This is a genomic window from Streptomyces sirii (assembly GCF_045690365.1).
Lineage (GTDB): Bacteria > Actinomycetota > Actinomycetes > Streptomycetales > Streptomycetaceae > Streptomyces > Streptomyces sirii.
In genome coordinates this window covers 5,888,647-5,913,662 of record NZ_CP147982.1, presented here as the reverse complement: position 1 = coordinate 5,913,662, position 25,016 = coordinate 5,888,647, and the positions used below count along the sequence as shown (strand labels likewise).

At 71.0% G+C, this 25,016-nt stretch carries 19 protein-coding genes; 7 read left to right on the top strand and 12 right to left on the bottom strand.

Features of this window, described 5'->3' with window-relative positions; genetic code table 11:
* Positions 1-11: 11 nt before the first annotated feature.
* The 5 genes from WAB15_RS26750 to WAB15_RS26730 all read right to left on the bottom strand — a co-directional run bounded on the left by WAB15_RS26750 (position 12) and on the right by WAB15_RS26730 (position 8,825).
* Positions 12-1,004: an ABC transporter permease gene (locus tag WAB15_RS26750; protein WP_399149716.1), complete on the bottom strand. Its 993-nt coding sequence runs from the start codon at positions 1,002-1,004 to the stop codon at positions 12-14.
* Positions 997-1,920, bottom strand: a complete 924-nt coding sequence (locus WAB15_RS26745) for an ABC transporter permease (RefSeq protein ID WP_399149717.1) — start codon at positions 1,918-1,920, stop codon at positions 997-999. The genes WAB15_RS26750 and WAB15_RS26745 overlap by 8 nt, the downstream gene beginning before the upstream one ends.
* Positions 1,921-1,988: 68 nt before the next feature.
* On the bottom strand, positions 1,989-3,605 hold the full coding sequence (locus WAB15_RS26740; RefSeq protein WP_407287811.1) for an ABC transporter substrate-binding protein: 1,617 nt from the start codon (positions 3,603-3,605) through the stop codon (positions 1,989-1,991).
* Positions 3,606-4,280: 675 nt separating this feature from the next.
* Positions 4,281-6,185, bottom strand: coding sequence for a translational GTPase TypA (gene typA / locus WAB15_RS26735; RefSeq protein WP_384432264.1), 1,905 nt, complete (start codon positions 6,183-6,185; stop codon positions 4,281-4,283).
* A gap of 183 nt (positions 6,186-6,368) precedes the next feature.
* Positions 6,369-8,825, bottom strand: a complete 2,457-nt coding sequence (locus WAB15_RS26730) for an ABC transporter substrate-binding protein (RefSeq protein ID WP_407287810.1) — start codon at positions 8,823-8,825, stop codon at positions 6,369-6,371.
* A 390-nt stretch (positions 8,826-9,215) separates the two neighbouring features.
* Between WAB15_RS26730 and WAB15_RS26725 the strand changes: the two genes are divergently transcribed.
* The 5 genes from WAB15_RS26725 (at position 9,216) to WAB15_RS26705 (ending at position 14,740) form a co-directional block, all read left to right on the top strand.
* The gene (locus WAB15_RS26725; RefSeq protein WP_399150521.1) at positions 9,216-9,518 is read left to right on the top strand and encodes a hypothetical protein; all 303 of its coding nucleotides are present in this window, start codon (positions 9,216-9,218) and stop codon (positions 9,516-9,518) included.
* A 130-nt stretch (positions 9,519-9,648) separates the two neighbouring features.
* Entirely contained in the window at positions 9,649-10,476 is an 828-nt protein-coding gene (locus WAB15_RS26720) for a hypothetical protein (RefSeq protein ID WP_399150520.1), read from the top strand.
* Between the two features lie 75 nt (positions 10,477-10,551).
* Positions 10,552-12,516 carry a fumarate reductase/succinate dehydrogenase flavoprotein subunit gene (locus WAB15_RS26715; RefSeq protein ID WP_399150519.1) on the top strand — a complete coding sequence of 655 codons (1,965 nt, stop codon included), beginning with the start codon at positions 10,552-10,554 and terminating at the stop codon, positions 12,514-12,516.
* Positions 12,513-13,331: a succinate dehydrogenase/fumarate reductase iron-sulfur subunit gene (locus WAB15_RS26710; protein ID WP_399150518.1), complete on the top strand. Its 819-nt coding sequence runs from the start codon at positions 12,513-12,515 to the stop codon at positions 13,329-13,331. Before WAB15_RS26715 ends, WAB15_RS26710 begins: the two co-directional genes overlap by 4 nt.
* Positions 13,295-14,740: an amidohydrolase family protein gene (locus WAB15_RS26705; protein WP_407287809.1), complete on the top strand. Its 1,446-nt coding sequence runs from the start codon at positions 13,295-13,297 to the stop codon at positions 14,738-14,740. Before WAB15_RS26710 ends, WAB15_RS26705 begins: the two co-directional genes overlap by 37 nt.
* Before the next feature lie 8 nt (positions 14,741-14,748).
* Here WAB15_RS26705 and WAB15_RS26700 read toward each other — a convergent pair whose 3' ends face one another.
* From WAB15_RS26700 to WAB15_RS26675, 6 genes are all read right to left on the bottom strand, one after another.
* A complete protein-coding gene (locus WAB15_RS26700; RefSeq protein ID WP_407289306.1) occupies positions 14,749-17,406 on the bottom strand; it encodes a SpoIIE family protein phosphatase in 2,658 nt (885 codons plus the stop codon).
* A gap of 171 nt (positions 17,407-17,577) precedes the next feature.
* The gene (locus tag WAB15_RS26695) at positions 17,578-18,039 is read right to left on the bottom strand and encodes an ATP-binding protein (protein WP_407287808.1); all 462 of its coding nucleotides are present in this window, start codon (positions 18,037-18,039) and stop codon (positions 17,578-17,580) included.
* Between the two features lie 225 nt (positions 18,040-18,264).
* Positions 18,265-18,690 carry a (deoxy)nucleoside triphosphate pyrophosphohydrolase gene (locus WAB15_RS26690; protein WP_407287807.1) on the bottom strand — a complete coding sequence of 142 codons (426 nt, stop codon included), beginning with the start codon at positions 18,688-18,690 and terminating at the stop codon, positions 18,265-18,267.
* Positions 18,691-18,744: 54 nt separating this feature from the next.
* Positions 18,745-18,924, bottom strand: a complete 180-nt coding sequence (locus WAB15_RS26685) for an SPOR domain-containing protein (protein WP_399150514.1) — start codon at positions 18,922-18,924, stop codon at positions 18,745-18,747.
* Between the two features lie 244 nt (positions 18,925-19,168).
* Positions 19,169-20,869, bottom strand: coding sequence for an APC family permease (locus tag WAB15_RS26680; protein WP_399150513.1), 1,701 nt, complete (start codon positions 20,867-20,869; stop codon positions 19,169-19,171).
* 360 nt (positions 20,870-21,229) lie between these two features.
* Positions 21,230-21,982, bottom strand: coding sequence for a GntR family transcriptional regulator (locus WAB15_RS26675; RefSeq protein WP_399150512.1), 753 nt, complete (start codon positions 21,980-21,982; stop codon positions 21,230-21,232).
* 325 nt (positions 21,983-22,307) lie between these two features.
* Between WAB15_RS26675 and WAB15_RS26670 the strand changes: the two genes are divergently transcribed.
* Positions 22,308-23,057 (top strand): PIG-L deacetylase family protein, encoded by a 750-nt coding sequence (locus WAB15_RS26670; protein ID WP_399150511.1) that lies wholly within the window; start codon positions 22,308-22,310, stop codon positions 23,055-23,057.
* Between the two features lie 112 nt (positions 23,058-23,169).
* Here the strand turns inward: WAB15_RS26670 and WAB15_RS26665 are convergent, their stop codons facing one another.
* Positions 23,170-23,949 carry a nucleotidyltransferase gene (locus WAB15_RS26665; protein WP_407287806.1) on the bottom strand — a complete coding sequence of 260 codons (780 nt, stop codon included), beginning with the start codon at positions 23,947-23,949 and terminating at the stop codon, positions 23,170-23,172.
* Between the two features lie 476 nt (positions 23,950-24,425).
* Between WAB15_RS26665 and WAB15_RS26660 the strand changes: the two genes are divergently transcribed.
* On the top strand, positions 24,426-25,007 hold the full coding sequence (locus WAB15_RS26660; protein WP_407287805.1) for a Uma2 family endonuclease: 582 nt from the start codon (positions 24,426-24,428) through the stop codon (positions 25,005-25,007).
* Positions 25,008-25,016 lie beyond the last annotated feature (9 nt).

Below are 25,016 nucleotides of genomic sequence, written 5' to 3'. Positions count from 1 at the left end.
CTGCCGCCTCCTCAGCGCAACTTGGGGTCGAGGGCGTCGCGCACCGCGTCGCCGAGCATGATGAACGCCAGCACCGTGATGCTCAGCGCGCCCGCCGGCCACAGCAGCATGTGCGGCGCGCTGCGGATGTAGGTGGAGGCCGCGGAGATGTCGATGCCCCAGGAGACGGTGGGCGGCTTCAGGCCCGCCCCCAGGTAGGACAGCGTCGCCTCCAGCGCGATGTAGGTACCGAGCGCGATGGTGGCGACGACGATGACCGGCGCCACGGCGTTCGGCGCGATATGCCGCAGCAGCATCCGCCCGTTGCCGGCGCCCAGCGCGCGGGCGGCCTGGACGTAGTCGTGCTGCTTGGCGGTGACGACGGAGCCACGGGCGATCCGGGAGATTTGCGGCCAGCCCAGCAGCACGATGAAGCCGACCACCGGCCAGACCGTGGTGCTGGTGACGACGGAGAGGAAGACCAGCCCGCCGAGGATCACCGGGATGCCGAAGAAGATGTCGGCGGTCCGGGAGAGCAGGGTGTCCGACCAGCCGCCGAAGAAGCCGGCCAGCCCGCCCATCAGGCTGCCCAGCAGCGCGGCGCCGGCGGTGGCGCAGACGCCGACGGTGATGGAGGCGCGGGCCCCGTAGACCACGCGGGTGTAGACGTCCCGGCCCTGGGTGTCGAAGCCGAAGGGGTGCCCGGGCTGGGAGCCCTGCTGTGCCTTGGCCAGGTCGGCGCGGTAGGGGTTGCCGGTGGCGATCAGCTGCGGCCAGATCGCGATGACCACCAGGAAGACGATGACCAGCGCGGAGAGCACGAAGACCGGGTTGCGGCGCAGATCGTGCCAGGCGTCGCTCCACAGGCTGCGCGGCTTGCCCAGGGGCACGGGCGCGGGTGGCCCGGCACCGGGCGGCGCGGCGCCGGGTCTGCGCTCCAGCGACTCGGCCTCGCCGATGGCCAGCGCGGCGGAGCCGCCGTCGCCGTGGCCGATGGCTTCCTTGGGGACGTAGGAGTCAGGCATAGCGGATCCTCGGGTCGAGGACGGCGTAGAGCAGGTCGACGAGGAGGTTCGCGACGAGGAAGACCAGCACCAGGATCGTCACGAAGCCCACGACGGTCGGCGAGTTCTGCCGCAGGATTCCCTGGTAGAGCTGGAATCCGACGCCGTGGATGTTGAAGATGCGCTCGGTGACGATCGCGCCGCCCATCAGGGCACCGATATCGGTACCGATGAAGGTGACGACCGGGATCAGCGAATTGCGCAGCAGATGGCGGGTGATGACGCGGTGCCGGGGCAGGCCCTTGGCGACGGCCGTACGGACGTAGTCGGCGCGGGCGTTCTCCGCGATCGAGGTGCGGGTCAACCGGGTCACATACGCCAGCGAGACCAGCGCCAGCACCAGGCCCGGCAGCAGCATCTCGTTCAGCGGCGCTTCCGGGGAGACGGACGGCGCGGCCCAGCCCCACCGCACGCCGAAGACGAACTGCAGCAGATAGCCGCTCACGAACGTCGGGATGGACACCACGACGAGTGAGAGCAGCAGCACGGTGGTGTCGATGCCCCGGCCCCGCCGCAGACCGCTGAACACCCCCAGCACCACGCCCACGATCATCTCGATCACGATGGCGATCACCGTCAGCCGCAGTGTGACGGGAAAGGCGGAGGCCATCAGCTCGGTGACCGACTGGCCGTTGAAGGCGGTGCCGAAGTCCCCCCGGAAGATCTGCCCCATGTAGTGCAGGTACTGCTGCCACAGCGGCTGGTCGAGGTAGAGGTCGCGGCGGATCTGGGCGGCGGTGGCGGGGTCCGGCGCCCGGTCGCCGAACATCGCCGCCACGGGGTCGCCCAGCGCGTACACCATGAAGAAGATCAGGAAGGTGCTGCCGACGAACACCGGGACCATCTGCAGCAGCCGCCGGATCACATAGCGTCCCACCGGCCCCAACCTCCCTCATCGCACGGACAGTACGGACGGCGCGGGCGGCAACAGGGCCCGCGGCGCGCTCAGTTGACCTTGATCTCGTTGTAGACCGGCACGCTGAACGGATTCAGCGACACATTGCTGATCCGGTCCGAATAGCCGCCGCTGCCGTTCTGGTACCACAGCGGGATCGCCGGCATCTGGCGGGCGAGTATCCGCTCCGCGGCCTGGAACTTCTCGACGGCCTCCTTGCTGTCCGTCGCCGCGTTCGCCGCATTCACCAGCTTGTCGAATCCGGCGTTGCTGAACTTCCCGTCGTTGGCGGAGGAGTTGGTGTAGTACAGCGGCTGGAGAAAGTTCTGGATCAGCGGATAGTCCATCTGCCAGCCGTTGCGGAACGGTCCGGGCATGCCCTTCGCCGCGATCTTGTTCCGGAAATCGGCGAACGTGCCGATCGGATTGCCCACACAGGCGTTGTCGTCCCGCAGCGACTTGTTGATGCTGTTGCAGATCGCGTCGACCCAGTCCTTGTGCGAGCCGGTGTCCGCGTTGTACGTGATCGTCATCCGGCCGCCGGGCAGCCCGCCGCCTTCCTTGATCAGCGCCCTGGCCTTCGCCGGGTCGAACGCGCAGACCTCACCGCACAGCCCCGCCTTGTACCCCCCGTCCGTCCCGAGCACCGGTGAGGTCCAGTCCGTCGCGGGCGTCCGAGTCCGCTGGAAGATCTCGCCGGTGATCTGCTGCCGGTCGATCGCCATCGACAGTCCGCGGCGCACCTTGTCCTTGCCCGGCTCGCCCCATCCCTTGAGGTACATGGGGAAGGCGAGGGTCTGGATGATCCCGGCCGGCTGATTGATGTACCGCTTTCCCAGATCGGCGTGGACGCTCTTGAGCTGGGCGGCCGGGACGTCGTCGACCAGATCGAGGTTCCCGGCCTGCAGATCGGTGTAGGCGGTGTTGCTGTCCGTGTAGACCCGCAGGTCGATCCCGGCGTTCCGGGCCGGATCGTCGCCCGGGTACTTCGCCCATTTCCGCAGGCGCAGCGCGGACCCCTTCTCATAGGAGTCCACGATGTACGGGCCGTTGCCGATGGGCCGCTCCAGCCATGCGTCATGGTCGGTGAAGAACGCCCGCGGCAGCGGCATGAAGGCCGCATAGCCCAGCGTGTCCGGCCAGCTGGAGAACTTCTGACGGAGTTTCACGGTGAAGGTCCGGTCGTTCTTCACCGCCAGCCCCGAAAGGGTCCGGGCGGTGGCCACACCATTGTCCGGATGCACCCGGTCGAAGCCGTCGATGTACTGGAAGAACGGCGCGTTCTTCTGCTTGTTGTCCAGCAACGCCCCGTAGTTCCAGGCGTCCACGAACGACGCGGCGGTGACCTTCTCCCCGTTGCTGAAGGACCAGCCGGGCTTCAGCGTCACCGTGAAGTTCTGTGAGTCCTTGGTCTCGATGCGCTCGGCGATGACGTTCTGCGCGGCCCCGGTCCTCGGGTTGTAGCGCTTGAGCCCCCGGAACAGCATCTCCAGGACCTTGCCGCCCTGGACCTCGTTGGTGTTCGCCGGCTCCAGGGGGTTCTGCGGATCCCCCCACGAGGCGCTGACCACCCCGGCACGGGCCGCGTTCCCTCCGCCGCAAGCCGTGGCCACGAGGGCCACCGCGACGGCGCACGCGCCCCACTTCGCGCGCGTGGCTCCACCCATGGTGCCTCCTCAGCTCCGCGATCGGGCCCAAGCCCAGCGATCATGCTTAGCCCACATAAGATCGCAAAGCGGGAGGTATCGCATGCGGGGGGTGCTCCATTTGCCGGTCCGCTGCGCTTGGGGCTGCTTCCCACGTTGTCGGCTGTCCCGCCGTGGGGGTTTCGCGTGGTTCGCCTGCGGCGGGCCCGTCCGCTGCGCTTTGCTGCGGCCGACGTGTTCGACTTACTCGCCGTGACGCCTGCGGCGGGCGGGGTCCGCTGCGCGGGGCTGTTCGGCTGCCGGTGACGGGCCGGAGGGGTAGGGGTGTGGGACTGCTGCGCTTTACGTCCCACACCCCTACCCCTCCGGCCCGCCCCCTCCCGTTGAGGGTGGGAGAAGAACGGTGGGGGTGGACGGCAGCCTTCGTGTGCGCGCAGTCGAGGGAGTGGGCCTGCCCCCACCGGCCTGTCTTCCCCCCACCCACGGGAGGGGACAGACCGTAGGACGAAGTCCGTAGGGCTGTCACCGCACCCGACAAACAAACGCCCGCCGCAGGCGCGACGGCGAGCAACACGCACGGCGCCGCAGCCGACAACGTGGGAAGCAGCAAAGCGCAGCGAAAGGGTGAAGGGGCGCCTCCCGTGCAAGAGAGACGCCCCTACAACCTGAGCCCGAATAACGGCCCAGCGCCCAGCGTTACCGCTTGGCGCGCGACGCGGTGCGGCCGCGCTCCTTCTGGTCCAGGACGACCTTGCGGATGCGCACGGCCTCCGGGGTCACCTCGACGCACTCGTCGTCGCGGCAGAACTCCAGGGACTGCTCCAGGGAGAGCTTGCGCGGCGGGACGATCGCCTCGAAGGAGTCGGCCGAGGCCGACCGCATGTTGGTGAGCTTCTTCTCCTTGGTGATGTTCACGTCCATGTCGTCGGCGCGCGAGTTCTCGCCGACGATCATGCCCTCGTACACCTCGGTGCCGGGGTCGGTGAACAGCACGCCGCGCTCCTGGAGGTTGGTCATCGCGAAGGCGGTGACCGCGCCGGCACGGTCGGCGACGAGCGAGCCGTTGTTACGGGTCGCCAGCGTGCCGAACCACGGCTCGTGGCCCTCGTGGATCGAGTGGGCGATGCCCGTGCCACGGGTGTTGGTCAGGAACTCCGTACGGAAGCCGATGAGGCCGCGGGACGGGACGACGAACTCCATGCGGACCCAGCCGGAGCCGTGGTTGGACATGTTGTCCATCCGGCCCTTGCGGACGCCCATGAGCTGCGTGACGGCGCCCATGTGCTCCTCGGGGACGTCGATGGTCATGCGCTCGACCGGCTCGTACGTCTTGCCGTCGATCTCCTGCGTGACGACCTGCGGCTTGCCGATGGTCAGCTCGAAGCCCTCACGGCGCATCTGCTCGACCAGGATCGCGAGGGCCAGCTCACCGCGGCCCTGCACCTCCCAGGCGTCGGGGCGCTCGGTGTCCAGGACCCGGAGGCTGACGTTACCGATCAGCTCGCGGTCCAGCCGGTCCTTGACCTGGCGGGCGGTGACCTTGCGGTCCTTGACCGCGGCCTTGGCGTCCGCGCCCTTGCCGGTGCCGCCACGGCCGACGAGCGGCGAGGTGTTGGTGCCGATGGTCATCGAGATGGCCGGCTCGTCCACCGTGATCAGCGGCAGCGCGATCGGGTTCTCCGGGTCGGCCAGGGTCTCGCCGATCATGATGTCCGGGATACCGGCCACGGCGCAGATGTCACCGGGGCCCGCGACCTCGGCGGGCTTGCGGGTGAGCGCCTCGGTCATCATCAGCTCGGTGATGCGGACGTTGGCGACCGAGCCGTCGCGCTTGATCCAGGCCACGGTCTGGCCCTTGCGCAGCTCGCCCTGCTCGACGCGGAGCAGCGCGATACGGCCGAGGAAGTTGTCCGCGTCGAGGTTGGTGACGTGGGCCTGCAGCGGCGCCGTCTCGTCGTACTCGGGGGCCGGGACGTGCTCCAGGATCGTGGAGAAGAACGGCTCCAGGTTGGTGGAGTCCGCCGGGACCGTGCCGTCCTCCGGCTTGGTCAGCGAGGCGATGCCGTCACGGCCGCAGGCGTAGACGATCGGGAACTCGATCTGGTCCTCGTCCGCGTCCAGGTCCAGGAAGAGGTCGTACGTCTCGTTGACGACCTCGTCGATCCGGGAGTCCGGGCGGTCCGTCTTGTTGATGCACAGGATGACGGGCAGACGCTGCTGGAGGGCCTTGCGCAGCACGAAGCGGGTCTGCGGGAGCGGGCCCTCGGAGGCGTCGACCAGCAGGACGACCGCGTCCACCATCGACAGACCGCGCTCGACCTCGCCACCGAAGTCGGCGTGGCCGGGGGTGTCGATGATGTTGATCGTGATGACGTCGCCGCCGTCCTTGGGGTGATACTTCACCGCCGTGTTCTTGGCGAGGATCGTGATGCCCTTCTCACGCTCCAGATCGTTCGAGTCCATCATGCGGTCGTCGAGGGACTCGGCGGCGTGCGCGGCGAAGGAGCCGGCCTGCTTGAGCATGGCGTCGACGATGGTCGTCTTGCCGTGGTCGACGTGGGCGACGATGGCGACGTTACGAATGTCGTGGCGGGTGGGCATACTGGCGGCGCTTCTCCCGGAATCGTGGATGGCGACACGTCCATCCGGTACGCGCGCCTGCCGGGCATGACACGCCACGGCCTCACCCCATGGTACGTGGCTGCGGCGGTTATGGCCGCCGCAGCCCAGGTCTACACCCTCTGACCTGCGGTTTTTTACCGATTGTTAGCTTTGGGGTGGCCCTTACTTCTTGTAGCCGATGTCCTGGAAGCGCGGGGTGGCGAACCCGAAGGCGCCCACGTTGGCGAGCGACTCCTTGGTGGCCACCAGCTCGGGCCGCTGGTAGAGCGGGATCGACCCGGCGGCCGCCCAGATCCGGGCGTCGGCCTGCTCCACCAGCGTGCGCGCGGCGGCCTCGTCCAGCTCGGAGGCGGCCTGGTCGAAGAGCTGGTCGATGTGGTCGGTGCCGACCCGGCTGTAGTTCTGCTCGACGGTCAGCGAGCCGTCGGGCGCCGGCTGTGGCTTGGCGTAGATCGGGCGGGCGTCGGTCGCCGGGTAGGCGGTGCCGGGCCAGGAGTACAGCGCCAGGTCGAAGTCGCCGGAGGCGATGTGGTCCTGGAAGTAGCTGGCGTCGGAGACCCGCTGCAGGGAGGTCTGCACGCCGATCTTGGAGAGCATCGTGGCGATCCGCCGGGCGACGGTGCGCAGCGGCTCGGCGGCCGCGCCGTCGGGCAGGACGAAGCGCAGCGTGAGCGGCTTGCCGTTCTTCCTGACCGTGGTGGTGCGGGCCGCCGCCTTGCCGCCGGCCGGGTCCCGGTCGGCACGGGCGACGGCCGCGCCGTGGACGTGCCCCGCGACGACGTGGCGGGCGCCGGGGTGGCCGCCGGACGCCGGCAGGTCCACCTGCCGGCCGGTCTCGACCAGCTCGGCGGCGCTCAGCGTCTGCGCCGCGCGCCTGCGGTACCGCTTGTACCTGGCGTACGCGGCCGAGTCGCGGTCGCCGTCCGCCTCCTGCTTCTGCCGGGCGGCCGCGTCCTTGTAGATCGCGGCGCTCTGCCGCAGCAGGGCGGCCCGCTGGATCTCGGAGCCGACCGCGCCGGTGAAGGACAGCGGCGCCTCGGCGGCGGCGGGCCGGGCGCCCGGCTCCTGGGCGCCGCGGGCGGGCGGGCCGGCGTGGCCGGGAGCGGGGCGGCCGGGGTTGCGGCCGTCGTTCGCGCCGTCGGCGTCCTCGTCGTAGGCGTCGGCCCCGCCGTCCCGGTCGTCCTCGTCCTCGTAGCCGTCACGCCCGGGGCCGCCCTCCACCCGGTGGCGGGAGGCCGCCTCGTCGTCCCCGGGGCCGTCCGCGCCGTGCCAGGCGCCGGGCGCGGGTGCGGCCGCCTTCCCGCCGGCCTGCTGCCCCTCGCCGTCGGTCTTCCAGCCGGCGTCGGCGAGCAGCGCCTTGGCCGCCCCGGTGTCCTGGTCGCCGAGCGCGTCGCTGTGGTCCTCGTAGCCGCGCTGCCCGGCCATCAGCAGATGGCTGCCCAGCGGCTCGGACGGCAGGTCCAGCGGCTTGAGGACGACGTCGGCGAGGGTCTGCCGGTCGATGGCGCGGGCCACCGCCCGGCGCACCCGGTCGTCGGCCAGCGGACCGCTGCTGCCGTTGAGGGCGAGCTGGGTGTAGGCCGGCTCCAGGGCCTTGTGGAGGGTGTAGCCGCTCAGTGCCGCGCGCTCGGCGGTGTTCTTGGCGCCGTGCCGGTCCTGGGCCCGGCCGCCGTCGCCCTGGGGGCCCGCGTTGCCGGCCGCGGGCTTGCGCAGGAAGCCCGCGGCGGGGCCCCGGGCGGAGGCGACCCGCTTCGCGGCGGTCTGGTCGACCGCGGCGACGTCGATGGACCCGGCGGCCAGCGCCGCGGACCGCTTGTCCCCGGGCAGCGCCTCCAGCACGATCTTGTCGAGCTTGGCGGTCGCGCCCCACCACGACGGGTTGCGTACCAGGACCACCCGCCCCTTGGCCGCGTCCCGCTTCTGGACCAGGAACGGGCCCGCGCCGACCGCGAGCCGCTCGCGCGCGGAGTCGTTGAAGGCGTTGGCGTCGCCCATCACGCTCTTGGGGTAGAGCGGGGTGAACAGCGACCGCCAGTCGGCGTAGGGCCGGGCGAAGGTGACCTTGACCTCGCGGCTGCCCGCGCCCTGCTCGACCCTGCCGATCCGGTCGTAGCCGGCGTTGCGGGCGGTCCAGTACGCGTTGTCCTTGCCGCGCAGCGCCGTCCACTGGGCGATGAAGTCCGCGGCGGTGATCGCGGTGCCGTCGCTCCACCGCGCCTTGGGGTTGATCTTGTAGGTGACGACCTGCTTGGGGTCGCGGGCGCTGATGTCCGCGGAGTCGAGGTAGTCGGCGTTGCGCTGCGGCGCACCGCCGGCGTCGACGGTGAACATGCTGGGCAGCACCGCACCGGCGATCCGGCTGGTGGTCGCGTCGGCGTCGGCCTGGAAGGCGTTGAGGGTGCCGGGCACCGCGTCGACCGCCCAGCGCAGGGTGCCGCCGTCCTTGACCTCGTCGCGGGGCGCCGGTGCGATGTCCTGGGACGCCGGGGCGGACGACTGCCCGCCCTCCCCGCTGCATCCGGAGAGGGCCGGCAGCGGGAGCAGCACACCCGCCGCGGCCAGTGCGGCGATGCGGCGTCCACGGGCCGCGCGGGCCGAGGGGTTGTGGTGGTGGGTCATGACCGTTACCTCCGGGCTCGCCCGCGCGGCGGCGCCGGCGGTCTGGCTCCGGCACACCACGTTCGGCCGACTTTGCGGCTCATCACATCTATGAGCCCCTACTGAAAGCGACCGTTCGACGCCCGGCCACCCGACACGTCCAACCCCGTACGAAGGCCACCCGCCCGGCGCAATACGACCGGGCTGACAGGGGGTCAGCAGGCGTGCGTACGACCGGATTCACCGCCCCCGCCCGTATCGGCGTTCGATCTCCGCCGTCGCACCCGGTAGCCGAAACGCACCGGTTCGAGTCGTAATCGCGTTGGACCCCTTCCCAACGCCTACTGTGACGCGCGACACTCTCGGGCGCATGAGATCGCCCACCACACCTTCAAAGTGAGGGCACGTTATATGTCCCATCAGGACGAACTGACGGCGGTTGAACGCAGCCTGGACGACCTGGTCCGGTCGGTGGGAAGGCTGGAGGCGCGACTCGGCGCCGGCCTGGACGTGCGCCGGGTGCGCAGCGACACGGACCACTTGCGCGAGAGCCTCGACCTGCTCAAGCAGAGCGCGGCGGCCGGACCCTCCCGCCGGGGCGGCGCTCCCCCCGGCGTCGAGATGGTGACGATCTCCGACGCCCCCTACGACGCAGCGCTGTGGGCGGGCGCCGAGGACGAGGGACTCGGCTGCCGCAACGGCCATGCGCCCTAGGGGGAGACCCCTGGTGGATGTCCCTTAGGGGGTGTCCTCGCCCCACTCAGACCCCTACCCCGTTGCCGCCCCGACGGAAAGCGTTTGCGAAGCAGCATTCCGGACGGAGCGCCCTTCACGGAGACCGACGTTGGCCACTGGCACCGAACCCTCATCGCAAACGGGCGCGAGCGGTGTGCACACTGCCTCGCGCGCCGCCATTCCCGCCCGCCATCTGCGCACCGACCGCTGGTGGCTGGCACCGGCCGGCACCGCCGCCGGACTGCTCGCGTTCATCGTCTACTCGACCTGGCGGGCGTTCGCGAACGCCGACTACTACGCCGCACCCTACGTCTCGCCGTTCTACTCGCCGTGCCTGGCGCAGAACTGCCACACCATGCGCGGCGGGCCCAACTGGGAGATCGTCGGCAGCTGGTGGGGCCTGTCCCCGGCGCTGCTCATCCTGATCTTCCCGCTGGGCTTCCGGCTGACCTGCTACTACTACCGCAAGGCCTACTACCGCGGCTTCTGGGCCTCGCCGCCGGCCTGCGCGGTCGCCGAACCGCACCAGAAGTACACCGGTGAGACCCGCTTCCCGCTGATCCTGCAGAACCTCCACCGCTACTTCTTCTACTTCGCGGTGCTGGTCGCCGGGGTGCTGACCTACGACACCGCGCTGACCTTCCGCGACGCGCACTACGAGTGGGGCCACATGGGGCTGGGCACCCTGGTCTTCCTCGCCAACATCGTGCTGATCTGGGCGTACACCGTCTCCTGCCACTCCTGCCGGCACATCATCGGCGGCCGGCTGCGGCACTTCTCCAAGCACCCGGTGCGCTACCGGATGTGGGGCTGGGTCGGCAGGCTCAACGAGCGGCACATGCTGCTCGCCTGGTCCTCCCTGATCAGCGTGGCCCTGGCGGACTTCTACGTCTTCCTGCTGGCCAGCGGGGCCATCTCCGACCTCCGCTTCTTCTGACCGACTTCTGCGACGGCGGCTGCCCCCACGGCGGCCGTCCCGACGGCAGCTTCTCCAAGGAAAGGTGTGCCCCCGATGGCGCATGTGGACCGGCAGGCATGGGACGTGGTCGTGGTGGGCGCGGGCGGCGCCGGGCTGCGCGCCGCCATCGAGGCCCGCGAGGCCGGTATGCGGACGGCCGTGATCTGCAAGTCCCTGTTCGGCAAGGCCCATACGGTGATGGCCGAGGGCGGTATCGCGGCCAGCATGGGCAACGTCAACGCGCACGACAACTGGCAGGTCCACTTCTGTGACACCCTGCGCGGCGGGAAGTTCCTCAACAACTGGCGGATGGCCGAGCTGCTCGCCCGTGAAGCACCCGACCGCGTATGGGAGTTGGAGACCTGGGGCGCGCTCTTCGACCGCACGCCCGACGGCCGGATCTCCCAGCGCAACTTCGGCGGCCACGAGTACCCGCGCCTGGCGCACGTCGGCGACCGTACGGGCCTGGAGCTGATCCGCACCCTCCAGCAGAAGATCGTCTCGCTGCAGCAGGAGGACGAGAAGGAGTTCGGCGCCCACGACGCCCGGCTGAAGGTCTTCCAGGAGTGCACCGTCACCCGCATCCTCAAGGAGCGCGGCTCGGAGGCGAACGGCCGGGTCACCGGGGCCTTCTGCTACGAGCGGGAGTCCGGCCGCTTCTTCGTCCTGGAGGCCCCTGCGGTGGTGCTGGCCACCGGCGGCATTGGCAAGTCCTTCAAGGTGACGTCGAACTCCTGGGAGTACACCGGCGACGGGCACGCGCTGGCGCTGCTCGCCGGGGCACCGCTGATCAACATGGAGATGGTGCAGTTCCACCCCACCGGCATGGTCTGGCCGCCGTCGGTCAAGGGCATCCTCGTCACCGAGTCCGTACGCGGCGACGGCGGGGTGCTGCGCAACAGCGACGGCCGGCGCTTCATGTTCGACTACATCCCCGACGTCTTCAAGGAGAAGTACGCCGAGACCGAGGAGGAGGGCGACCGCTGGTACGAGGACCCGGAGACCAACCGCCGCCCGCCCGAGCTGCTGCCCCGCGACGAGGTCGCCCGCGCCATCAACGCCGAGGTCAAGGAGGGGCGCGGCTCCCCGCACGGCGGGGTCTATCTGGACGTCTCGACCCGGATGCCGGCCGAGGTGATCAAGCGCCGGCTGCCGTCGATGCACCACCAGTTCCTGGAGCTGGCGGATGTGGACATCACCGCCGAGCCGATGGAGGTCGGGCCGACCTGCCACTACGTGATGGGCGGGGTCGATGTGGACCCGGACACCGCGGCGGCGACCGGCGTACCGGGCCTGTTCGCGGCCGGTGAGGTCGCCGGCGGGATGCACGGCTCCAACCGGCTGGGCGGCAACTCCCTGTCCGACCTGCTGGTCTTCGGCCGCCGGGCGGGGCTGCACGCGGCCGAGTACGCGGCGGCGCTGACCGAGCGGCCCACCGTCGACCCGCTGCAGATCGACGCCGCCGAGGCGGAGGCGCTGCGCCCCTTCAGCGCCGAGGGCGGCGAGGACGCGGACGGCACCGGGCACGACAGGGGCCCGGCGGAGAACCCGTACACCCTCCACCAGGAGCTCCAGCGGGCGATGAACGACCTGGTGGGCATCATCCGCAAGGAGGGCGAGATGTACGAGGCCCTCAAACGGCTCGCGGATCTGCGGGTAAGGGCCCGGCGGGCCGGCGTCGAGGGCCACCGGCAGTACAACCCGGGCTGGCATCTCTCCCTGGACCTGCGGAACATGCTGCTGGTCAGCGAGTGTGTGGCCCGGGCCGCGCTGGAGCGCGAGGAGAGCCGGGGCGGGCACACCCGCGACGACCACCCGGCGATGGACCGCAGCTGGCGCAACATCAATCTGGTCTGCCGGCTCGCGGACCCGCAGGGCGACTCCCGGGCCGCGGACCCGGCGCTGGGGCAGATCCGGCTCTCCCGCCGGGAGATGCCGCCGATCCGCCGCGATCTGCTGGAGCTGTTCGAGAAGGACGAGCTGGCGAAGTACCTGACGGACGAGGAGCTGAGCCGGTGAGCGAGCAGCAGACGGTATCCAACGCGGCCGAGGGGTCCGGGAAGTCCGGCGCCTACCAGGCGCACTTCCGGGTGTGGCGGGGCGAGACCGGCACCGGAGGCCTGGAGGACTACACGGTCGAGGTGCACGACGGCGAGGTGGTGCTGGACATCATCCACCGCCTGCAGGCGACCCAGGCGCCGGATCTCGCGGTGCGCTGGAACTGCAAGGCGGGCAAGTGCGGTTCGTGCAGCGCGGAGATCAACGGCCGGCCGCGGCTGATGTGCATGACCCGGATGTCGGTGTTCGACCGTACGGAGACGATCACGGTCACGCCGATGCGGGCCTTCCCGGTCGTCCGCGACCTGGTCACCGACGTGTCCTTCAACTACACCAAGGCCCGCGAGATCCCCTCGTTCGTACCGCCCGCGGAGCTGGCGCCCGGCGAGTACCGCATGCAGCAGGAGGACGTGGGCCGCTCGCAGGAGTTCCGCAAGTGCATCGAGTGCTTCCTGTGCCAGGACACCTGCCATGTGGTTCGGGACCACGAGGAGAACAAGGCGGCGTTCGCCGGCCCGCGCTTCCTGATGCGGATCGCCGAACTCGACATGCATCCGCTCGACGCGGCGCCGGCGTCCGGCATCGACCGCAAGAGCACCGCGCAGGACGAGCACGGGCTGGGCTACTGCAACATCACCAAGTGCTGCACGGAGGTCTGCCCCGAGCACATCAAGATCACCGACAATGCGCTGATCCCGCTGAAGGAGCGCGCCGCGGACCGTAAGTACGACCCGCTGGTGTGGCTCGGGAACAAGATCCGGCGCCGTACGGAATGACCTCCCCGCGGATCGGACGGCGCGCGGTGCTCGCGGGCATCGGCGGCCTTCCGCTCGCCGCGGCGGCCGGCGTGCCCGAGTCCGACGGCCGGGCCGCGGGCGCCGCCGCGGCCCCGGACGGCGCGGCGCCGACCCTGCTGCGCGGCGCCGATCTGGTGCTCACCATGGACCCCGGTATCGGCGAGGGCCCCCTGGGCGCGCTGGAGGACGGCGTCGACCTGCTGCTGCGCGACGGCACGATCGCCGCCGTCGGACGGCGTCTGGAGGCGCCGCCGGGCGCCCGGGTGCGGGAGATCGGCGGCACGATCGTGCTGCCGGGGTTCGTGGATCTGCACAACCACCTGTGGCAGTCCAGCATCCGGGGCGGCTGCGCGGACCGGGACCTCATGGGCTGGCTGTCCGGCTGCAACGGACACGTGCTGTCGAAGATCGGCCCCCGGGACATGTACCGCTTCGTGCGGCTGGCCGCGCTCGACGCCCTCGGCGCGGGCGTCACCACCGTCGTCGACTGGGTGCACCCCGTCCCGTACGACACCGCCGGGGCCTACATCCGGGCGCTGGACGACGCCGGGGTGCGGTTCGTCTACGCGGCCGCCCAGCACGCGGCCGCCCGGGAGCTGATCCCCCGGGTCAAGAAGGACTTCCTGGATCCGCTGCCGCTGGCCTCCGCCCAGGTGTCGGCGCAGGCCGGGATGTCCGTCCGCGCCGAGCTGCGGCAGTTCCACGCACTCGCGCGCGAGCTGGGCGTGATGCTCAACTGCCATGTGCTGGAGTGCCGCCAGGACCGCGCGGACGATCCGGTCCGCGCGCTGCGCGAGGTCGGCGCCTTCGGCCCGGACCTGCTGATGAACCACGCCGTGCACCTCGACGACCGGGAGATCGCGCTGACCGGCGAGCACGACGTCCGGGTGGCGCACTGCCCGCTCAGCAACATGCGGCTGGCCTCGGGCATCGCGCCGCTGCCCGCGCTGCACCGGCACGGCGTGCGCGCCGGGCTCGGCCACGACGGCGGGACCAACGACACCTCGGACATGTTCAACCTGATGAAGGCGGCGGTGGGCCTGCAGCGGGCCCGGCACGAGGACGCCGGGGTCCATCCGACGATCCCGGCGGTGCTGCGGATGGCCACCCTGGGCGGTGCGGAGTGTCTGGGCATGGCCGACCGGATCGGGTCGCTGACCCCGGGCAAGCGCGCCGACGTCGTCGTCCTGGACCCCGGCACCCTCAACTTCGCCCCGCGCTTCGACTGGACCAGCCAGATCGTGCTCAACGGGCAGCCGCCGAACGTCAGCGAGGTCTTCGTCGACGGCCGGCCGCGCAAGGCACGCGGTGAGCTGGTGGGGGTGGACACCGCGCGGGTGGTCCGCGAGGCGGAGCGGGCGGCGGCGAACCTGCGCGCCGCCGCCTGACGCCGCCCTCAGAACAGACTCAGCAGCGCTTCCGTCGGGTCCATGCCCGTCGACTCCCCGTCGGGCAGGGCGAGTTCGAACCAGACGGTCTTGCCGCGCGGGGTGCGGCGGCTGCCCCAGCCCTCGCTGAGCAGGCCGACCAACTGCAGTCCCCGGCCGCCCTCGTCGGTGTCACGGGCGCGGCGGCGGCGCGGCTGGGCGAGATCGGCGTCCCAGACCTCGCAGACCAGCGTGCGGTCCAGTAGCAGCCGCACCCGGATCTCGCCGTGGCCGTGCCGCAGCGCGTTCGTCACCAGCTCGCTGACCAGCAGCTCCGCGGTGTCGACCAGCCCCTGCAGACCCCAGTCCGTGAGCTGGTCGCGGGCCAGCTCACGGGCGCGGGCCACCGAACGGGCCTCCGGCGCGAGGCTCCAGTCGCCCACCGAGTCCTTGGGCAGCCCGTGCACCCGGGCCATCAGCAGCGCGATGTCGTCCTCGCCGTGCGAGGTGTCCAGGGCGCTCAGGACGTGGTCGCAGGCGTCCTCCAGCTGGCGGTCGGCGTCCGACAGCGCCGCCCGGAACGCCTGCAGCCCCTCGTCGAGGGGGTGGTCGCGGGACTCCACCAGCCCGTCGGTGTACAGGGCCAGCAGCGCGCCGTCCGGCAGCTCCACCTCGATCTCCTCGAACGGCTCGCCGCCGACGCCCAGCGGCATCCCCGGCGGCACGTCGAGCAGCAGCGCGTCCTCGCCCTCCTCGACCAGGACCGGCGGCAGATGACCGGCGTTGGCGAACGTCGCGCGCCGGGTGACCGGGTCGTAGACGGCGTAGACGCAGGTGGCGAGGTAGACCTCGGAGAGGTCGGCGGTACGGGCGGAGCGGCCCGGCTCCTGCGCGCCGGACCGGCCGCGGGACGCGCGCCCGGCGGACCGGCCGTCGCCGCTGCCGCCGAGCCCGCGGGCGATCTCGTCCAGCGCCGAGAGCACCTCGGCCGGTTCCAGGTCCAGCAGCGCCAGCGTCCTTACGGCGGTGCGCAGTTCGCCCATCGCCACGGCGGCGCGCAGGCCGCGGCCCATGACGTCGCCGACGACCAGCGCCGTGCGGTGGCCGGGGAGTTCGATGACGTCGAACCAGTCGCCGCCGACCTCGGTCGCGGTGGTGCCGGGCAGATAGCGGCAGGCGATGTCGAGGCCGGCCGCCTCCGGATCGCCGGGCGGCAGCAGACTGCGCTGGAGGATCAGCGCGCGTTCGTGCTCACGGCGGTAGAGGCGGGCGTTGTCGATGCAGACCGCGGCGCGCGCCGCGAGCTCCACGGCCAGGGCGGTGTCGCGCTCCCCGAAGGGCTCGCTGCCCTTCGCGCGGGAGAACTGCACCAGCCCGACGACGGTGTCCCTGGCGACCATGGGCACGACGAGCGTGGAGTGCACCACGGCACCCAGCTCCGGCCCGTCGTCGCTCTCCCGGCCCGGGATGATCTGCGCCTGGGCGGTGCGCAGGGCGGCCGCGCACGGGGAGTTGAAGGGGTAGCGGTGGACCGCGCCGACGGCGACCGGCGGGTCCTGGGGCGCGCCGCCGGAGGCACTGGCGAACGGGGCGTCGGAGACGGCGCTGGCGAACGCGACCCGGCGCAGCTCGGCGCTGCCGTCGCTCATACCGGGCGGCGCCTCGTCGCCGGACAGCAGGCCCTGGTAGAGGTCCACCGACGCCAGATCACAGAACTGCGGGACGGCGACGTCCAACAGGGTGCGGGCGGTGGTCTCCAGGTCGAGGGAGTTGCCTATCCGGGCGCCGGCCTCGTTGAGCAGGGCGAGGTTGCGGCGGGCGCTGGCGGCCTCGCGCTCGGCCCGGCGCCGGCCGGTGACGTCGGCGGCGAGCGCCGCGACGCCGATGGGGCGGCCGCTGGCGCCGTGCAGCCGGTAGAGCGACACCGACCAGCGGCGGCGCTCCTCCTCGCCGGGCACCGAGCCCACCAGCTGCATCTCGGCGACCGGCTCGCCGGTCTCCAGGACGCGGCGCAGCGCGGCGGTCATCCGCTCGGCCTCGGGGCGCGGCAGGAAGTCGTGCGGGGTGCGGCCGCGGTACTTGTTGGCGGGGCCGCCGAAGACCGCGGCGAAGCGCTCGTTGACCCGCAGCAGCTTCAAGTCCGTGCCGAACAGGGTGAAGCCCATGGGGGATTGACCGAAAACGGCCTGTGAGGCGGCGAGGTCGGTCTCGATGCCGCGCAGCGCCCGGACGTCGACGACGACGCAGACCGCGGCGCGCTGCCCGGCCTCGTCGTGCGAGGGCATCACATAGATCTCGGCGAGCCCGTCGGCCGGTCCGCCCTCGGCCCTGCGGTAGGGCACCAGGCCGGTCCACTCGCGGCCGTCGAGTATCTCCGACACCTTGCGGCGCCCGGTCTCGCGGAACTCGCTGGGAACGAACGCCTCGATGGGGTCCTTGCCGATGGCGTAGCGGGCGGGGATGCCGAGCATCTGCTCGGCCCGCTCGCTCCACTGGACGATCCGCCCGTCGGGGCCGAGCGAGAAGGAGGCCACTCTGATGTAGTCGTAGATCGATCCGGGCCGGCTGCTCTGCCATACGGGCGGACCTTGCAGGTCGTGGGCGTACGAACGCCCACCTGGGTCACCGGGGGCGTCCACACCACCCCGACCACCGGCCTGTGCGGGTTCTGCCCCGCCAGATGACATCTCGCTCACGAGCCCCGTCCCCTCCAGCTCATCGTGCCCGGACCGGACCAGCCTGAGTATCCAGCACCTCGGCTATCCGGAACACGGTCTTCACGATCACAGCACAGTCTCGATCGCAGGCCATCTACAAAATGTCGATGAAATGGCAACGATCAGGACTCCACATGTCTCCTAACCAGCCACCGACAGCTCGAACCACACTGTCTTGCCACTCTTTCCACGTCGGGTCCCCCAGCGTCGCGAACTGCACGCGACCAGCTGCAATCCGCGGCCGCCCTCGTCGTCCGGAGCGGCTGCGCGCTCCTGCGGCGGATCGGGCAGCGGATCGGAGACCTCGACGAGCAGCCCGCCGGAGCTCAGCAGCACCATGCGGACTCCGATCGGTCCGCTGGCGTAGCGAAGGGAGTTGGTGACGAGCTCGCTGACGAGTAGTACGGCCACATCGGTGGCGCCGTTCAGCCCCCAGTCGTCCAGCACCCGGCGGACCATCGTCCGGGCGGTGCGCACCGCGCCGGGGTCGGCCGGAAAACTCCATTCGGCGATCGGTGAGCCGGTGGCCCTGCCGCGCTTGCGGACACTACTGGAGCCGTATTCCGGGACCCCTGCCGCTGCGCTGTCGCTCACGCCGATCACATCCCAACCCCGATGGCATCCCCGTCGGATTGCCCACATTGAGGGGGTCAATCTGGACATACCCGATATCGAGGCTGAAGTATCGCCGCCAACGGTGCGCTGTGACACAAATGGCGCATATGGGAACGGTGGGGCCGCGCAGGCGCGGCGGGCGGTCACGCGTGCGCGGTGAACGAGCCAAGGCACACGGTGCGCGAGCCAGGGCGGGCGGACGGCCGCGCGCGCTCAAGCGGACCGCACGCCCGGGATCCCGGCCGTCGCGACCAGCCTGCGCATCGCCTCGGCGACCGCCGGGCGGTCCTGATCCAGCCAGTCGACCTGCGGCTCCTCGCCGGGCAGCAGCCAGCGCAGCTCGTCGTGGTCCTGCAGCGGCTGCGGCTCGCCGGACACCAGCCGGGCCGTCCACACCTGCAGGACGTAGCCGGGCCGCAGCACCCACTCCCCCGGGATGCGCTCGCCGACCACCACCTCGACGCCCAGCTCCTCGCGCAGTTCGCGCGCCAGCGCCCGTTCGGGCGTCTCACCGTCCTCCACCTTGCCGCCGGGCAGCTCCCAGCGGCCGGCCAGCGCGGGCGGTGCGCTGCGGCGTGCGGCCAGCAGCCGCCCGCCCTGGCACACCGCTCCGCCCACCACTACGCGCTCCGTCGTCATGCGCGGCAGCCTACGTCCCCCGCCCCCGTCCCGCTTCTTCTCGCCCGCCGCCCCTCAGGTCGCCGCGTGGTCGACCTTCTCGACCACGTAGAGCTGCCGCTGGCCCGGTGAATCGAGCCGGTCGGCCACCCGCTCCGCCTCCGCCCGGGTGGCGTAGCGGCCGACGCGATACTGGTTGCCCCCTTCGTCCTGGCGGATGACGAGCCAGGGGAGCACCGTCCCACCCTCAGTCATTGCGCCCCTCCGTCCGCCGCGCAGCGCGTCATGTCGCACCCCTCGTCTGCTGATGCCGAAATCGCAATCCGCATATGCCCGAGCGTACGCCCGACCTTTACGCACCGGATATGGATTTACACAAAGAGGTACCGAACCGGCCACCCGCGGGCCCCGGAGTACCGGAAGCGGCCTGCGAGTGGCCGGTTTTGCCCGAAGGATCGGGTCTCTGCACGAAACTGCGCGGCGGCGGCGCCAGGCTGACTCAGGCCCCGACGGGCGCCTTGGCCCCTTCGGCCTCCCCGGCCGCGTCCGCCGCAGCGGCCTCTTCCTCCGCACGGATCTCGGCCTCGACCTGGACCAGCGACGGGTTGCGCCACGAGCTGCGCACGCCCCAGTAGTAGAAGGCCAGTCCGATCGCGGCGACCACGACGATGTCCCAGCCCGCGGGCAGATAGCCCTTACCGCCGAACTCCTTACCGCCCGCGTACGACACGGCGGCCATGACCAGCAGGTACGCCACCATCCAGGCACCGGCCTTGAGGTGCGGGCGCAGCCCGGCCCACGGCTTGCGGCCCTGGGTCAGCGGCTTGCCGATCTCGTACCAGGCCCAGACCGGCAGTCCGACGGCCATGATCAGGATGACCTTGCCGGTCAGCGGCCAGCGGCCCCAGTACAGGACCAGCGAGCCGAAGACCATCGCGACCGGCGCGATGATCGGCATCACCCGGAGCTTGACCGGGCGGTTGAGGTCCGGCGAGATGCGGCGCAGCGACATCACGGCGACCGGGCCGGTGATGTACGAGATGACGGTGGCGACCGAGACGATCTCGGCGAGCGAGCCCCAGCCGCGGAAGACCGCGAGGAAGAGGAACGCGATCACGAGGTTGAGCAGCAGCGCCGGACGCGGCACACCGGTCTTCTTGTCCACCTTGCCGAAGACGCCGGGCAGATGGCCGTTCTCCTGCACGCCGTGGATCATGCGCGAGGTGGTGGCGGCGTAGATCATGCCGGTGCCGGACGGCGAGACGAAGGCGTCCGCGTACAGCAGCAGCGCCAGCCAGTTCAGGCCCCAGGCCACCGCGAGGTCGGCGAGCGGCGAGTTGTAGCCGAGGCCGGCCCAGCCACTGGCGCCCAGCTTGTCGGCGGGCACCGCCATCAGGAACGCGACCTGCAGCGCGACATAGATGACCAGCGCGATCAGGATCGACCAGATGACGGCCTTGGGCAGCGACTTGCCCGGGTTGCGGGCCTCACCGGCGAGATTCAGCGGCGACTGGAAGCCGTTGTAGGCCCAGACGATGCCGGAGACGGCGACGGCGGTGAAGACCGAGCTCCAACCGTTGGGGGTGAAGCCGCCGTTGCCGGAGATGTTGTCCGTGTCGAAGTGCGCCAGCATCAGCGCGCTGGCGGTCAGCACCGGCACCACGACCTTGAAGACCGTGATCGCGGTGTTGGTCTTCGCGAACAGCGAGATGGCGAACCAGTTGAGGAAGAAGTAGAAGATCAGCAGGATGCTGGCGAGCCCGACACCGGTGCCCGTCAGCTCCTTGCCGTCGTAGAGCGCCTTCGCCCAGCCGAAGTCCCAGGAACTCATGTACTGGACCGAGGCGGTGGCTTCACCGGGGATGACCGAGACGATCGCGATCCAGTTGGCCCAGGCGGCGAGGTAGCCGGCGAGCGAGCCGTGCGAGTACTGGCCGTAGCGGACCATGCCGCCGGCCTTCGGGAACATCGCGCCCAGCTCGCTGTAGGTGAGCGCGATGGTGAGAGCGACCAGCGCGCCGATGACCCAGGCCAGGATCGCGGCCGGACCGGCGATGGCGGCGGCCCGCTCTGCGCCGAAGAGCCAGCCGGAGCCGATGATGGACCCGAGGCCCGTCGCGGTCAGAGCGATGGTCCCGAGGGACCGCCGGTAATTCGAATGCGAACCCTGCTCCGCACCCTGGGTTTTCGTCGTGCTCACGTGCTGGTCTCCTGGTCTTCCCCCGTGCCGTGCACAAACTTCGCCATCGTAAGAGCGAATCCGAAGATCGGCTTCCCGCTGCTGGCCAAAACTCCCGCCCAGCTGAGGGTCTGTGAGGTTTCCAACACCAAGATCCAGCCAACATTTACGGGCATGTCACCGCAAAATGGACATCGGACTGGAGACTGAAAGCCGCCACGGATCCAGTACGGGGCCGCGAGGAGGGCGGATACCCGGGGGAAGGGGATACGGGGGAGCCGGGAGCGAGGGCGTGGGGAGACAGGAAAGCCGGGAAGCGGAGACGACAGGGGACGGCCTCGCGGGCCGCCCGGCCGCTCCACCGTCAGGCGGGCCGCCCGGCTACTTCACCGGCAGGTGGTACGCCACCCGATACCGGTCCGCGAGCGTGACGACATCGGCCGTCTCGACCGGCCGGCGGCCCGCGAAGTACGTCCGCGAGACGACCAGAACCGCATGCCCCGGCACCCCGCCCAGCGTCATGGCCTCCTCGGCCAGCGCGGCCCGCGCTCCGACCTCCTCGACGACGTTGTCCACCACCACGTCGATGGCCGCCATCCGCTCGACCACCCCGCGCCCCGCCAACGGCCCCTCCTCCGGCAGCATCACGGGCGTCCGCCCCGTCACGTCCAGGGGCTCCCAGGACGTCGAGAGCATCGCCGGCTCGCCCTCCGCCCGGAACACATAGCGGGTGCGCATCACCCTGGCCCCCGGTGGCACGCGCAGCCGGGAGGCGACCGCCGAACTGGCCGCCTCCTGCTCACTGTTGGACTCCCAGGTGCCGCGCACCCGCTCGTCCGTCTGCTCCTGCCGGAAGGGCGTACAGCCGCCGACCGCATGGAATCCGGCCCGGGCGATACGACGCGGAACGGGCTGCTCTCGCACGTATGTACCCGACCCCGAGCGACCCTCGACCAGCCCCTCGGCCATGAGGACCTTGCGCGCCTCCAGGGCGACGGTGTCCGAGACGCCGTACTCCTCGCGGATACGGGCCTGGGAGGGCAGGCGGGTGTGCGGCGGCAGCACCCCGTCGACGATCTTCTGGCGCAGGTCGCCGGCGACGCGGAGGTACGCGGGCTGCTCACCGAAAGGCACGTGCCCCTCCCAACAGCTTGACAGTCAGCAACAGCGTGGCAACGGCGCGTTGCCTACCGCAACCTTGGGCCAGATATTCACCTGATGTGATGAAACCCAGCTCAGCCCCCTGGGGAGCCCGCACGGACCCCACCAGCCCCATATCCCCCACCTCACCCACACCCCACGCCCCACCTCCCGGTGAGCGCCGCCCGCGCATGTCACGATCGACCGGGACCAGCCCGCGACGGGACCGCCCGGCAGCGGGACCCGCTCCACCACACGGACCGGTCACCACAAGGAACCGGCCCGCAAGCAGGTTCACCGGAAGGGAAGGAAGGCGCCCATGCCCGCCGAACCCCGTCTCTCCCCCATGCCCAAGGAGTGGCAGCGCGCCCTCGCCGTCGTCGCCCACCCCGACGACCTGGAGTACGGCGCCGCGGCCGCCATCGCCGAATGGACCGCCGCCGGACGCGAGGTCAGCTACCTCCTGGTGACCCGCGGCGAGGCCGGCATCGACGGACTGGCACCCGCGGACTGCGGGGGCATCCGCGAGGCCGAGCAGCGGGCCGGCGCCGCGCTCGTCGGCGTGCACACCGTCGAGTTCCTCGAAGACCACCGCGACGGCGTCATCGAGGCCGGTACGGCGCTGCGCCGCGACCTCTCCGCGGCCATCCGGCGCCACCGCCCCGAACTCCTGATCACCCTCAACCACCACGACACCTGGGGCGGGGTGCAGTGGAACACCCCGGACCACCGGGTGGTCGGCCGCGCCGTCCTGGACGCGGCGGGCGACGCCGGCAACCGCTGGATCTTCCCCGAGCTGGCCGACGCGCGCGGCCTGGCGCCCTGGAACGGCGTCCGCTGGGTCGCCGTGGCCGGCTCCCCGCACCCCACCCACGCCGCCGAGGTCGGCCCCGGCATCGACCGCGCGGTCGCCTCGCTGGCGGCGCACGCCACGTACATCAGGGGCCTCAGCGGCCCCAACCAGGACCCGCACGACTACGCCCGCACCTTCATCGAACAGACCCTGCGCAGCGGCGGCGAAAGCTACCGGGGCCGCCCGGCGACGCTCTTCCAGGTCTTTCCGCGGTAGGGGTGCGACCCGCGCCCAGTCCTCCAACGTCCGCCCCGCCCCATGCAACATGGGACCGCCCCGTATCCGCGGGCCCCTGTTGGCGGGTCCCGTCGCTGCCGGGCTGGGTGGTCTATCCGTACGAGGAGAGCAGCCGCCCGACGACCGAGCCGAGGAAGTGGGCCGCCAGCCCCGCCCTCCGACGCCGCCAGGCCTCATCCGTTGACCCCGCACCCTCCACGGCATCCCCATATCGGCGCCGGCGGATGTCCGCCACGAGCTCCTCGGGGGCATCGAGTTCGGCGCGGAGCACGTCGAGGGCCTCGCGTTTGCCGATCAGTCGACCGTCCCGCAGGGTGATGTGCATCCGGGCCACGGTGAGCACGGCGTAGTCCAACCAGCCGTCCTGGAGCAGCAGTTCGGCACGCGACGCGGCGAGGCCGGAGAGGCTCTCCCGCAACTCACCGACGATGAATTCAGTGAGCTGACGATCCGACACCGGGGGCAGCAATCCCTCGATGGGCCGACCGCGCAGGACCCGCCCGAAGGCATGCAGTTCCCGCCTGGCGACCGGGCTGACCGGGCGGGCGTAGTACTCCTGGTGGGCCCATACCGGATGCTCCCGGTCCGGATCGTCCAGTCCGTTGGCGGGGAGGTACGAGCAGTGCAGCCCCCGCGCGAGCGGCAGCTCCCGCGCCAGCCGCTCATGGACCCCGATCAGCCGCCGCTCCTCCTCGGTGGTGCAGGGCCGGTCGAGTACGGCGACCAGATCGAGGTCACTGCGACCGGGACGGTAGTCGGTGCCCTCGGCGATCGACCCGTGCACCCAGAGCGCGGCGAGCGGCACGAAGGGCGGGCCGAGGGCCTCGGCGAAACGTGCGAGGAGGTCGTCGGTGGCCGGGTCGCCGGACATAACCGGCGCGGCTCCGGCGGGGCAGGCGGGGACGGATACGGATGCGGAAGGTCGTCCGGCGACGGGTTCACCGGAAGCCTCATCGGCGCTGGTCGTCATGACGAACCAGTCTGCAGCGGCGGGCACACGGCGGGGACCTCCCTTACACAGCCGGGCCGCACACCTGCAGGATCGTCGCCTTGCCCCCGGGCTGAGCACTCTCGTGCAGGGTGATGTCCCCCTCGGCGGGGCCGCCCCGTCGGGCACCGACAGGGAGGCGGCTTCGAGTATCCCGGCGATCTCCACAGACCGACTCTGCCGCCGGTCCGGCACTCCTGAGCCGTTCATGCACTCCTGACGGGGTCGGACTTCTTGGAGATCCACATCGGCACAGATCAGCACCGGCGGCAGATCCCGGCCCTCAGGACAGCTGGAGGAACGGTCGCCCCGTTGACGATCTCGTGGCCCGCGCCTCGTCGAATCGCTACGGTTGAGCCATGACCGCACTGCCCGACTGGATGCGCCCGCCGCGCGCGGAAGGCTGGTTCGCGGAGGACCTGGACCATCTCCCCGAGGCACCCCGCCACACCGAGCTGATCGACGGAGCCCTCGTCTTCATGATGTCGCCGCAGAGGTGGTGGCACGGCCACCTCGTCACCATGCTTACCGTCGCCCTCATGGAGCAGGCACCCGCCGGCGCCCGGGTCGGCCGAGAGATGACGATCAAACTCGATCAACGCAACCGGCCCGAGCCGGATCTATTGGTGACGAGTGCCGACTACGACAGTGACCGCACCTGGTTCACCCCGGACGAAGTGCAATTGGCCGTCGAGGTTGTCTCCCCCGAATCCGCGCACCGCGACCGCACGGTCAAGCTCCGCAAATACGCGGAGGCCGGAATCCCGCACTACTGGTGCATCGAGGACGAGGCCGGGGCTCCCGTCGTCCACGTCTACGAACTCGACGAACCCACCCACGCCTACGCGCCCGCCGGCATCTTCCGTGGCACTCTGAAGCGCCCTGTGCCTTTCGAGATCAACCTGGATCTCGACAAGCTCACCCCGCCGCGGAGCAGCTAGGAGTCAGTG